The following is an 11,925-nucleotide window of genomic DNA, read 5'->3' as shown; positions in this document are numbered from 1 at the left end:
GCGGGGTGGTGCGGCGCCGGTCGGCGGCCGGCCGGTGCGGCGCCCGCCGGAGCGGCGGGCCGGGGCCCGGGCCCACCGGCGAGCCGTGTGAGGATCTCCCGTATGCGAGCCGTGATCTTCGACGAGTTCGGCGCCCGACCCGAGGTCCGCGACGTCCCGGACCCGACGCCGCCCGCGGGCGGCGCGGTCGTCCGGGTGGAGGCGACGGGTCTGTGCCGCAGTGACTGGCACGGCTGGCAGGGGCACGACCCGGACATCCGCCCGCCGCACGTGCCCGGGCACGAGTTCGCCGGCGTGGTCGAGGCGGTCGGCGCCGGGGTGCGGGCCTGGCGGCCCGGCGACCGGGTGACCGTTCCCTTCGTCTGCGCGTGCGGGCAGTGCCCCGCCTGCCTCGCGGGCGACCAGCAGGTCTGCGAGCGGCAGACGCAGCCCGGGTTCACCCACTGGGGGTCGTTCGCCGAGTACGTGGCGGTGCGGCACGCCGACGTCAACCTGGTCCGGCTCCCCGACGACCTCGACTATCCGGCCGCGGCGGCGCTCGGTTGCCGCTTCGCCACGGCGTTCCGCGCCGTCGTCGACCAGGGGCGGGTCGCCGCGGGCGAGTGGGTCGCGGTGCACGGGTGCGGCGGCGTCGGGCTCTCCGCGGTGATGATCGCGGCGGCCGCCGGCGCGCGGGTGGTGGCCGTCGACGTCGCTCCGGCGGCGCTGGAGCTGGCCGAACGGTTCGGCGCCACCGTGTGCCTGGACAGCGCCGCGCTCACCGGGCCCGGCGCGGTGGCCTCGGCCGTGCGGGAGGCGACCGGCGGCGGCGCCCACCTCTCGCTGGACGCGTTGGGCAGTCACGCCACGTGCACCGCCTCCGTGGCGGGCCTGCGGCGGCGCGGCCGCCACGTGCAGGTCGGCCTGCTCCCCGCCGCCCAGGGGCGGCCGGCGCTGCCGATGGACCTCGTCATCGCGTACGAGCTGGAGCTGCGCGGCAGCCACGGCATGCCGGCGCACGACTACCCACGGATGCTGGAGCTGGTAGGCGCGGGCGTGCTGCGCCCCGAGGAGCTGGTCACCCGCACCATCGGTCTCGACGAGACGCCGGAGGCACTGTCCGTCATGGACCGGCCGGGCTTCGGCGGGATGTGCCTGATCCGTCCCCGGTGAGGTGGAGACGCGGCACCCTCGCGCCGGGGCCCCGGCAGGCGTCCCCGGTGGTCGCACCGGGTGACTCCGGTCGTCGCCGTCCGCTGTCTCGCACCTGGGGCGCCACCCTTGACCCCTCACGACGGCGCGATTATGGTCCTGACCGTAATCGCAGCGATGAACGGAGATATGCATGCCCGTCAGCCGTCGCTCACTCCTGGCAGGAGGCGCCCTCAGCGGCACTGCCCTGGCAATCGGTCAGAGCGCGCGCCCCACGTCGGCCTTCGCCCAGACCGGTGACACGCTCACCCCGATCAGTTTCGGCCCTGCGTCTTTGACAGCCGCCGTCCGCGGTGCCGCCGTCATCGGAGACAGCGTCTTCATCACCTCCCGGTTCAACACGCCGGAGGGGAAGATGCGCTTGGGCGAGTTCGACGTCCACACCGGCGAGACGCGGAGCATCGACGACCTGCCCATCGCGAGCAGCGGTGGGCAGAAGCTCGCCGCCGACGGCCGGTACGTCTACCTAGGCCCGGCCGGCAGCGCGCACGTCCACCGCTTCGACCCCCGGACCAAGGAGCTGGTGGCCTGGGCACGCGCCGGTGGCAGCACCACCTGGTACTACGACATGGTGGTGCACGGCGAGCACCTCTACATCGGCACGTACCCGGACTGCATGGTCAAACGGATCCGCCTGGCCGACGCGACCGTCGAGACGTACGGCCGCATCTCCACGTCCAACTACGCGGCCGCCGTGGCCGTCGACGACGAGTACGTCTACGGCGGCTCCGCCGCGCCCGGCACCCTGCTGGCCTGGCCGAAGGACGGCGGTGCCCCCACCGACCTGACCGCGCACCTCAGCTCCTCCCCCGTCGGCATCCTCGACCTGGCGGTCTCCGGCGGCGTCCTCTACGTGGCGAGCGGGCGGCAGCTGATCTCCTTCCGCCGGGACGGCTCGGGACGGGTCTCGCGGGACATCGCCGCCGAGGACCGCTACGTCGACCAGGTGACGGTCGGCGGCGACGGCAGGGTGTACGCGCTGACCCGGCTCACCACCAACCTGTACGAGGTGACCGCCGACGGCCTCGTGAAGGTGGGTCAGCCCCTCGCCGACGTGGAGAACCAGCTCCTCGCCCCACTGCCCGACGGCGCCCTGCTCGGCGTCAGCGGGCTGGGGCACGTGTGGAAGACGACGCCGAACGGGACGGCCAGCGTGTGGCAGACCGCCACCCGGGGCTTCGGCTACCCCGAGACCATCCAGTCGATGATGCGGCACACCCGGGGCACGATCTGGGTGGGCGGCCACTACGCCATGACGGTGCACCGCACGCAGGCCGGCACCAGCGACCGGTTCGACGTCAACGGCGAGGTCAAGGCGATGGCCGAGGGGAAGGCCGGTGTGGTCTACGCGGGCCTGTACCCGAGCACCCAGATCGTGGCGATCGACCCGGACGACCACCGGGTCCGGGTGCTCGGCCTGCTCGGCAACGACCAGCTGCGGACCAAGCGGATCGTCGTGGACCGGCGGCGCCACCAGCTCATCGTCGCGTCCAGCCCGCAGACCACCCGGCACACCGGCGCGCTGACCTTCGTCGACCTGGCCACCGGCACGTTCGAGGCGCACCGCGAGTTCCTGCCCGACCAGAGCGTGATGGACGTCGTGGTGCAGGGCACCACCGCCTACCTCGCGGGTGACACCTACGGCGAGGGCACCACCGGCCCGATCCGCGCCGTGGCGCAGGTGGCGGCGGTGGACATCGTGAGCCGCCGGCTGCTGTGGCGGGAGGAGATCAAGCCCGACTGGCAGTCGTACGAGAGCCTGTACGTCGTCGGCAACCTGCTCTACGCGATGGGCCGGCGCCCGCGCGGGGCGTGGTTCGCCTACGACCTGCACACCCGCACCATCGTGATGGAGGGTGACCTCGGCGGTTACGGGCAGTTCAACGGCGTCGACGGCCGGGTGTTCTCGTGGGTGCACTGGACCAACGACATCAGTGAACTGCCGACCGCCCCGGGCGGCGAGGTCACCACCCTGTACGACAACGTGCCGCGCGGCTGGTACAACAACCCGTCGTTCCACTTCACCCCGGACGGCAGGGCGACCTGGGGCATGCACGGCACGGACCTGGCGCGCTTCCCGCTGCCCCGCAGGAGGTAGCACGGCGTCCCGTCCCCGTCGTCGGTCCACACCGTTCGGCGGACGGCGAGGGTCGGGCGCGCGGGCTTCGGCAGATCGCCCGCGCGCTCGCCGCTGGCCGGTCCGGTGCGGCGCCCCGCGTCCCCGCGACGGCACCTGCGCCGGCAGGCGTCACCTGCCCTCCGGCAACGGCCCGGTGTAGCCGCTGCTCCACCGGAACCGGTTGGCCGGCTGGGCGTACTCCTCGACGACGTGGGCGATCCAGCCGGCCGTCCGGGCGATCGCGAAGATCACCTCAGCGGCGGCCGGGCCCATGCCGGTGGCGTGGGCGAGCACGGCCAGGGCGAAGTCGATGTTCGGCCGGGTGCCCCGGCGGGACGCCGTGGCGATCAGGTCGTCGACGGCCCGGCGCAGCTCGCCGTCGAGCGGCAGGTCCGCCACGAGGTCGAGCAGGGCCCGTCCCCGCGGGTCACCGTCGGGGTAGCGCGGATGCCCGAAGCCGGGCAGGCCGCCGGCCCGGAGCCAGTCGGCGATCGCGGCCGGCGCCCCCTCCCGCCGGGCGGCGCCGAGCAGGCGGTGGACCGTTCCGCCGATGGCGCCGTGCATGGGGCCGTCCAGCGCGCCGAGGCCCGCCAGCACCGCCGCGTAGGGGTTCGCCCGGGTCGAGGCGGCCACCCGTACCGCGATCGTCGACGCGGCGAGGTCGTGGTCGGCGAGCAGGACGAGTGCGGCGTTGAGCGCCCGCAGACCGGCCGCGCTCGCCGGGGCGTCGGTCAGCCGCGGCCAGAGCCGGGCCGCCAGCCCGCCGGACGGGTCGACGTCGCCGGCCGGGTCCGCGTCGCCGGCCGGCGGCAGCGCGTCGACCATGGTGGCCAGGAGGGCGGGCGCGAGGCCCGTCACCGTGGCGGGCGCGAGGTCGAAGCGCAGCGGGTCGGCCGCGGCCGCGACGGCGACCACCACCGGGAGCCGATCGAAGAGCCGGGCACGGGCCGGCAGGTGGCCGCTCGCCCGCCGCGCGCTCTCGACCGTGTCCTCGGACGCGACGAACGGGTCGCCACGCCGCTCCCCCGTCCAGAGCCACCGCGCTACCTCCTCGAACGGGGTGACCGGGGCGAGCGTCGCGGCGTCCAGCCCCCGGTAGTGCAGCCGCCCGTACGCGATCAGCGTCGTGGCGGTCCGCATCGCCGGGGCGGCGTCCCGCTCGGGCCGGGTGGCCTGGGTGCGGGCCGCCAGGCGCTCGACGTCGGCCAGCCGGAAGCGGCTCACGCGCTCGCCGGGAACCCTGACCCGGGCGATCAACCCTCGGCTGACGTAGGCGTAGACCGTCTCCGGTTTGACGCGCAGCCGGTGGGCCACCTCGGCGGTCGTCAGCAGCTGTTCCTCGGGCATGTGGTCATGCTCTCATGTTGACTGGATCAATGTTGACCGGCCGGCACGGTGGACGTGACGCTGCCCGCATGGCTGACACCATCACCGTTCCCCGGGGGCTCGCCGGCGTCGTCGTCACCGACACCACGATCGGTCGGGTCCGCGGCCGCGAGGGCTTCTACCACTACCGGCAGTACTCGGCCATGGACCTGGCCGAGCGCCGCACGCTGGAGGACGTCTGGGCACTGCTGATCGACGGCGCCCTGCCGGACCGCCCCCAGGCGCTGCACCAGGAGATCGCGCCGCTGCGCCACATCCCGCCCACGGTCGCCGCCGCGCTGCCGGGCATCGCGGCCGCCTCCCGTTCGCAGGACCCGATGGGCGGGCTGCGTGCCGCGCTCGCCGTCGCCGGCCTCGCCGCCGGCGCCCGCCCGCTGTACGACACCTCGCCCGACGAGCGGCGGGCGCAGGCCATGGCCCTCTGTGCGCTCACGCCCAGCCTGCTGGCGGCGCTCTACCGCCTCCGCGCGGGTCGGGAGCCGGTCGCGCCGCGCGACGACCTGTCGCACGCCGCGAACTACCTCTACATGATCACCGGACGGGAGCCCTCCCCCCGGCACGCCCGGGCGATCGAGCGCTACCTGATCGCCACCGTGGACCACGGATTCAACGCCTCGACGTTCACCGCCCGGGTCATCGCGTCCACGGGTGCCGACATCTTCGCCTGCGTCGGTGGGGCACTCGGCGCGCTGTCCGGCCCCCTGCACGGCGGCGCGCCCAGCCGGGCGCTGGACACCCTCGACGCCATCGGATCCCTCGACCGGGCCGAGGAGTGGTTGCGGTCGCGGATCCTCACCGGTGAGCGGATCATGGGGTTCGGGCACCCGATCTACCGGACCGAGGACCCGCGGTCGCGCATGCTCAAGGAGATCGCCCGGGACCTCGGCGGGGAGCTGGTGGACCTCGCCGTCGCCGTCGAGGAGCGGGTCCTGTCGCTGCTGGCGGAGCTGAAGCCCGGCCGGGAACTGCACACCAACGTGGAGTACTACGCGGGTGTCGTCATGCACCTGTGCGGGTTGCCCCGGGAGATGTTCACCCCGACCTTCGCCACCAGCCGGGTCATCGGATGGTGCGCGAACGTGCTGGAGCAGGCCGAGGACTCGAAGATCATCCGGCCGGACTCGCGGTACGTGGGGCCGGTCCCGCCACAACCGCTGCCCTGACGGCCGGCGGGCCCGCGGCGCGTGCCGCCCGGGCCCGCCGCCCGGCCGGCGCCGTCCTCAGCGCGGGTCGAGACGGAACAGCTCGGCGGCGTTGCGCCACGCGACCCGCTCGGCCAGGCCCGGGTCGAGGTCGGCGGCGAGCACCGCCCCGTACGCCGCCGCCGGGTCGATCAGCGTCGCGTCGGTGCCGAAGAGCAGCCGGCGCGGGTCGACCGCCGCCGCCACGGCCGCGAAGCGGCCCGCCTCGGTGTGCGAGAAGCACGGCTCCAGCCACAGCCGGTCGACCTCGTTGGCCGCCGCCACGGCGTGCCGCCAGCCGTCGGCGCCCATGTGACCGGCGATCGCCCGCAGACCGGGCACGTCCGCGACCGCCTGCGCCAGGTCGAGCGGGGTCGCACCCCAGGTGTGGACGAGGGCGGGCAGGTCGTGGGCCGCGACCAGCTCCAGGGCGGCCCGGGTCTGCGGCGAGGTCACCGGGGAACCGGTGTAGTCGGTGTGGATCTTCACGCCGACGAAGCGGCCGGCCGGCAGCAACTCGCGCAGGTCCCGCTCGGCGTCGTCGAGGCGACGCGGGTTGATCGTCAGGTAGCCGAGCAGCCGGTCGCTGGTCTCCAGCACCCGGGCCATCGCCCGGTTGCCGGCGGCGACGTCGTAGACGACCGCCTCGGTGGCGGAGACGATCGCGAGGTCGATGCCGTAGCGGTCCATCGTCTCGAGGTTGGTGGCCACCGCACCGACCTCCATGCTGAAGAACCACGGTCCCCAGTGGGCGTGCACATCGATGATCATTCGGCCCCCGCCAGGATCCGGCGGGCGTTTCCGCCCGCCACGGCGGCCACCGCGGTCGGCCCCAGGCGTCCCCGGGCCAGCCGCAACCGCGGGACGACCGGCTCGTAGAACGGAGTGCGCGAGCCGTAGAGCAGTCGCTCCACACCGACGTGCGCGGCGACCGTCTCGAGCGCGTCGGGCGAGTTGAGCAACCGGGTGGACGTGTGGAATCCGGGCTCGTCGCGGGCCACCACCACGAAGTCGCCGAGGTGGTAGAAGTGCGTGTCCAGGAAGACCACCGTGGCGCCGCGCAGCGGTCGCCAGAACCGGCGGACGTCACCGCCGGTCAGGATGACCAGGCCGGCCTCGGTGGCCCGGCGGGCGACGTGCCGCACGGACGGGAAGTCCGGCTCGACGTGCTGCTCCTCGGGGAAGAGGCGTACGGCCCGGAAGCCCTTCTCGGCGAGCCGGACGATCTCCCGCTCCGCGCCGAGCGGGTCGCGCAGGTCGAGCGCGCCGACCGGCAACACCCCGCGACCGGCCAGGGCGGCCACCTCGTCGTTGCCGCTGGGCACGTCGAACAGCGCCGCCCGCAGGTGGGCCACGGCGGCCCGCTCGATGCCGTTGGCGGCGAGCGTGCCGGTGACGGTCGCGGGGTCGCCGGTGGGTCCCGGCCGGTCGGCGTACCGGCCGACGAGCACGTCGACGTCGAAGGTGACCGGCGGCAGGTCCGCGGCGGCGAAGGGGTGCCCGCTCACGACGGCCGCGCCACGTCGAGCACCCGGTGCCGCTCGCCCTCGGGCAGCGCCGGGCCGTGCGGGTCGACGGCGTGCGCGGGCGGGATCCGCCCCTCGGCGGCGGCGATCCAGAGCATCCGCTGCACGTACCCCTCCATCGGTTCGGTGAAGGCGACCCCGGCGAGCCGGTCGAGGTCGGCGGAGGCGGCGACGAACTCGTCGTACCGCTTGTCGGCGAAGGCCCGCAGCGCCCGGGCGGTGACCGGCACCGCGGCGGCCGCCAGGCCGACCAGGGCCGCCTCGGCGCCCCACATGAGCGACGGGCCGAACATCCGGTCCTCGCCGGTGACCGCCAGCCGGTCGGCGCGGTGCGCGGCGGCCAGCGCGGCCTGGCACGCGATGGCGTCGTCCAGCCGGGCCACCTTGACCCCGGCGACGCCGGGGTGCGCCAGCAGGTCGGCGAGCGTGGGCCCGGGGTACGGCCGGACGTAGAGGTCGAAGGCGAGCATCGGCAGGCCGCCCGCGCGCCAGACGGCGTCGTGATGGGCGACCGCGTCGCCGTCGACGGGGAACACCAGGACACCGGCGGCGCCGAGGGCGGCCGCCCGGGCGGCCTGCGCCGCGACCTCGTCGGTGCGTTCCCCCGGCCGGCCGCCCACGCCGACGATCACCGGCGCGCCGGTGCCGACGGCGCGCCGGACCACCAGGTCGCGGGTCGCCGCGTCGAGGTAGGGCCCGCGCCCGGTGTGGGCGCAGACGGCGAGGGCGTGCACGCCGTCGGCGAGCAGCCCGCGCAGGTAGTGGTCGAGCACGTCGGCGTCGACCAGCCCGTCGGCGTCCATCGGCGTGGCGGTGGCCGCGACGAGCGCCCACCGCAGCCGGTCGCGCAGCGCGGCGGCGGCCGGGGCGATCACGGGGCCACCGCGGCCCGCACGGCGCGGGCGATCTCGTCGACGTGCTCGTCGGTGTAGCGCTCGTTCCAGTCGATCACCAGGAGTGCCCGGTCGATCAGGCGCTCGGCGACCGGGAACGCGCCGGGACCGTAGGTGGGCGGCCGCTGCGCGGGCGGCACGGTGAGCGGGAAGCGGGAGGCGCCGTACACGGGGGCTTCGGTCAGCGCCGGTGCGCAGTGCAGCGGCTGCTCCAGGTAGCCGGCGCGGGCGGGGATGCCGGCCGCGGCCAGCTTCGCGGCGACCTCCCGGTTGGTCAGCGGCGGGTCGAGCACGATCGGGAACAGCCACCACGCGTGCGCGTCCACGTCGGCCGGCAGGTGCAGGCCCGGCAGGTCGGCGAGCGCGGTGACCAGGCGTCGGGCGGTACGGCGCCGGTCGGCCAGCACCCCGGGAAGCTTCGTCAGCTGGGCGCGGGCGACGGCTCCGGCGAGTTCGGTCATCCGGTAGTTGAGGCCGAGGCCGACGTGCCGCCGGGCCTCGTCGCGGGGCCAGCCCTTGTCGGCGAAGAGCCGCATCCGGCGGGCCAGCACGGGGTCGTCGGTGACCGCCAGGCCGCCGTCGCCGCAGGTGATGTGCTTCCACTGCTGGAGGCTGAAGCACCCGATCGCGCCGGCCGTGCCCACGAGGGCGCCGTCGGCGTAGCGGGCGAGCCAGGCCTGGGCGCAGTCCTCGATGAGCGGCACCCCGGCTTCGCCGGCGACCGCGCGCAGGTCGGCGGCGGCGCCGAACAGGTGCACCGCGATGATCGCGCGGGTGCGCGGGCCGATCGCGGCGGCGACCGAGGCGGGGTCCAGGTTGCCGGTGCACGGATCGACGTCGGCGAACACCGGTACCGCGTTCTGGGCGAGAATGGGCGCGACCGTGCCGAAGTCGCTGATCGGAGAGGTGATGATCTCGTCGCCGGGGTCGGGCGCGACCGCCGCGACGGCGAGGTGCAGGGCGGCCGTTCCCGAACTCGCCGCGACGGCGTGCGACACTCCATGGCGGTCGGCCATCTCACGTTCCAGGGCACGGACCTCGGTGCCCCAGACGGAGCTGAGCATGCCCGACCGGAGCACCCGGGTGACCGCGGCCAACTCCTCCGCGCCGATCGTTCGGCCGCCGGCGTCGGCCATGCTGGGGAACGACACGCACCCTCCCAGGCTTCAGCAATACCGGGCCTGACCGTAATCTTGTGCAGCGAGCAATGCAACCCCCGACAGGAGGCAGCGGTGACCATCGAGATCGGGGTGGTCGGTCCGCACGACCTGGTCGACGACGTGGCCGCCACGTGCGAGGAGCAGCCCGGTGTCACCGCCCGACGGCTGCACTACGACCACGAGTCGCAGGCGCCGGCGATCGTGGAAGCCCACGGCGGGCAGGTGGAGGCGTGGCTCTTCACCGGCGTGGTGCCCTACACCCTCGCCCGGGAGGCGAACGCCCTGCACCGGCCCGCGGTCTTCGTCGACTACACCGGCGCCACCCTGCTCCAGGCCGCCGTGCGGCTGCTGCGCGACGGTCGTGACGTCACCCGGATGTCGATCGACACGGTCACCGGGGCGGACGTCGCCACCACGTTCGGGGAGGCGGGGCTCCCGGTGGACCGGGTCCGGTCGCTGCCCTACCGCAGCGGCCTGACCTCCGAGGACGTGATCACCTTCCACCGGCGGCAGCGCAGGGCCCATGCCGACGTCGCCGTCAGCTGTATCAGCTCGGTCTACGAGGTGCTGCGTCACGAGATGCCCGCGTTCCGCCTCGCGCCGTCGAACCACTCGGTACGCACCGCGCTGCGTCAGCTCCTGCTCCAGGTCGGCAGCCAGGCGCAGGAGGACGCCCAGATCGCGCTCGGGCTGGCCAACCTCTCCGACGGCGACGACGGGCTGCTCAAGGAGGTGGCCGGGCTCGGGGGCACGCTCGCGCGGTTCGCCCCCGACACCTACCTCATCGTCACCACGCGCGGTCCGCTGCACGACGCGACCGGCGGGTTCACCGCGCTGCCGATGCTCCGCCGGCTCGCCGACCGGCACGAGACCGTGCAGATCGGCTTCGGGCTGGGACGCAGCGCGGCGGAGGCGGAGAACCTGGCGCGCCGCGCGCTGAGTCGTGCCCGCCGGGTCGGTCCCACCACCGCCGTGCTGTCGCTGCGCGGGGAGACCGACATCGTGCTGGAGTCGACCACGCCGCCCCCGCCGCCCGCGGAGGTGAACCTGGCGGTCATCGCGCAGCGGGTCGGCCTGTCGGTGCCCACCCTGCTGCGCTTGCGGGAGGTCCGGGCGGCGCTCGGCGACGAGCCGCTGACCAGCCGGGAGGTCGCCGACCAACTGCGGGTGCAGCAGCGCACCGCACGGCGCATGCTGCACCGCCTCGAGCTGGCCGGGCTGGCCGAGCGGACCGGCAACCTCGCCTCCGGCACCAGCGGCCGTCCGCTGACCCTCTACCGCCTGACCCTCTAGACGTCGCCGGCCCGCGCCGGCACGGGCGTGGACCGGCGCCCCCGCCCGCGCGAGCGCACGCCGGTGGTGCCGCCGGTCCGGTCGGCGCGGGTCGAGGGGACCGCGCGCGGGCGCTCAGGCCAGCCACTCGTCCAGGTGCTCCGCCACGAAGTCGTCGTCGCGCAGGTGCGGGTAGGCGCGGTGCACCCGGTCGAGCTCGGCCAGTTGCCCGGGGGACAGCTCCTCGTCCGGGTCCAGGCACCACCGGCCGGCCAGCAGCCCCTGGCGACGCAGCACCTCGTGGATGCCGGGGATGCAGCCGTGGTAGGCGTTCGCGGCGTCGAAGATGGCGGCGTTGGCGTCGGTCAGGTGACCGTCCAGTGTGAGCAGCCGGCGCAGCGCCTCGTCGTCGCCCGCCCGGGCCCGCCGGGCGTCGTCGAGCAGCGTCACCGCCGTGCGCGCCCAGACCGCCCACTGACCGAGCAGCCCGCCGACGAACTCGACCTCCACCGCCCGGCCGTCGATGATGACCTGGTGCCGGGCCACGAGGTCGGCCAGGATGTGGTCGTCGTTGCCGGTGTAGAGGGCGAGGTCGCCGTTGCGCCCGGCCGCGCAGACGCCGTGCAGCACGTCGAGGGTGCGGTAGCGGTCGAACGGCGCCACCTTGATCCCGACGACCGACTCGAGGGCGGCCAGCCGGGCCCAGAAGCCCCGCGACAGCTCCCGACCGCCGACGGCGGGCTGGAGGTAGAAGCCGATGACCGGCAGCACCTCGCCGACGGCGCGGGCGCGTTCGACGAGGGCGTCCTCGTCCAGCGGCCCGTACGGCGACAGCAGCACCATGTGGTAGCCGAGCGAGGCGGCGAGCTCGGCCTCGGCGACCGCCTGGGCGGTGTCGCCGCAGGCACCCGCGACCAGGACGGCGTCAGAGCCCGCCGCGGTCTCGGCGGCCAGCTCCAGCACGGGTGCGAGCAGCCCCACCGTCGGGTCGTGGATGGCGAACTGGGTGGTGTGCACGCCGACGGCGATGCCGCCCGCGCCGGAGGCGAGGTAGTAACGGGTCAGGGCGCGCTGCCGGCGCTCGTCGAGCGTACGCTCGGCGGTCAGGGCGAGCGGGTGCGCGGGGATGACGCACCCGGTGCGGAACCGGGCCAGGGCCTCGGCCTGTCGGGTGCTGGATGCGGTCAACACGGTGTC

10 protein-coding genes are annotated in these 11,925 nt (G+C 75.0%); 4 read left to right on the top strand and 6 right to left on the bottom strand.

Annotation, left to right across the window (positions count from 1 at the left end):
- Positions 1 to 102 precede the first annotated feature (102 nt).
- Positions 103 to 1,152, top strand: a complete 1,050-nt coding sequence (locus tag SM573_RS18300) for a zinc-dependent alcohol dehydrogenase family protein (RefSeq protein WP_474616670.1) — start codon at positions 103 to 105, stop codon at positions 1,150 to 1,152.
- Positions 1,153 to 1,546: 394 nt separating this feature from the next.
- Positions 1,547 to 3,289, top strand: a complete 1,743-nt coding sequence (locus SM573_RS18295) for a hypothetical protein (protein ID WP_474616669.1) — start codon at positions 1,547 to 1,549, stop codon at positions 3,287 to 3,289.
- Between the two features lie 150 nt (positions 3,290 to 3,439).
- Here SM573_RS18295 and SM573_RS18290 read toward each other — a convergent pair whose 3' ends face one another.
- Positions 3,440 to 4,657 carry a citrate/2-methylcitrate synthase gene (locus tag SM573_RS18290; protein ID WP_474616668.1) on the bottom strand — a complete coding sequence of 406 codons (1,218 nt, stop codon included), beginning with the start codon at positions 4,655 to 4,657 and terminating at the stop codon, positions 3,440 to 3,442.
- Positions 4,658 to 4,725: 68 nt separating this feature from the next.
- On the opposite strand from SM573_RS18290, the gene SM573_RS18285 reads away from it, so the two are divergent.
- Entirely contained in the window at positions 4,726 to 5,859 is a 1,134-nt protein-coding gene (locus SM573_RS18285) for a citrate synthase (protein ID WP_474609761.1), read from the top strand.
- A 57-nt stretch (positions 5,860 to 5,916) separates the two neighbouring features.
- On the opposite strand, the gene SM573_RS18280 is transcribed toward SM573_RS18285, so the two are convergent.
- Genes SM573_RS18280 through SM573_RS18265 form a run of 4 tightly spaced genes read right to left on the bottom strand, consistent with a single transcriptional unit; the run spans position 5,917 to position 9,447 of the window.
- Positions 5,917 to 6,648, bottom strand: a complete 732-nt coding sequence (locus SM573_RS18280) for an amidohydrolase family protein (RefSeq protein ID WP_474616667.1) — start codon at positions 6,646 to 6,648, stop codon at positions 5,917 to 5,919.
- Positions 6,645 to 7,385: an amidohydrolase family protein gene (locus tag SM573_RS18275; RefSeq protein ID WP_474609763.1), complete on the bottom strand. Its 741-nt coding sequence runs from the start codon at positions 7,383 to 7,385 to the stop codon at positions 6,645 to 6,647. Before SM573_RS18275 ends, SM573_RS18280 begins: the two co-directional genes overlap by 4 nt.
- Positions 7,382 to 8,278, bottom strand: a complete 897-nt coding sequence (locus SM573_RS18270) for a dihydrodipicolinate synthase family protein (RefSeq protein ID WP_474616666.1) — start codon at positions 8,276 to 8,278, stop codon at positions 7,382 to 7,384. The genes SM573_RS18275 and SM573_RS18270 overlap by 4 nt, the downstream gene beginning before the upstream one ends.
- Complete coding sequence (locus SM573_RS18265) at positions 8,275 to 9,447, bottom strand: DegT/DnrJ/EryC1/StrS family aminotransferase (RefSeq protein ID WP_474616665.1); 1,173 nt, start codon at positions 9,445 to 9,447, stop codon at positions 8,275 to 8,277. The genes SM573_RS18270 and SM573_RS18265 overlap by 4 nt, the downstream gene beginning before the upstream one ends.
- An 81-nt stretch (positions 9,448 to 9,528) precedes the next feature.
- Between SM573_RS18265 and SM573_RS18260 the strand changes: the two genes are divergently transcribed.
- A complete protein-coding gene (locus tag SM573_RS18260) occupies positions 9,529 to 10,749 on the top strand; it encodes a hypothetical protein (RefSeq protein ID WP_474609766.1) in 1,221 nt (406 codons plus the stop codon).
- Between the two features lie 114 nt (positions 10,750 to 10,863).
- On the opposite strand, the gene SM573_RS18255 is transcribed toward SM573_RS18260, so the two are convergent.
- Positions 10,864 to 11,919, bottom strand: coding sequence for a dihydrodipicolinate synthase family protein (locus tag SM573_RS18255; RefSeq protein WP_474616664.1), 1,056 nt, complete (start codon positions 11,917 to 11,919; stop codon positions 10,864 to 10,866).
- Positions 11,920 to 11,925: the final 6 nt, after the last annotated feature.

Source organism: Micromonospora xinjiangensis, assembly GCF_056150165.1.
This window is presented reverse-complemented; position numbering and strand designations above follow the sequence as displayed.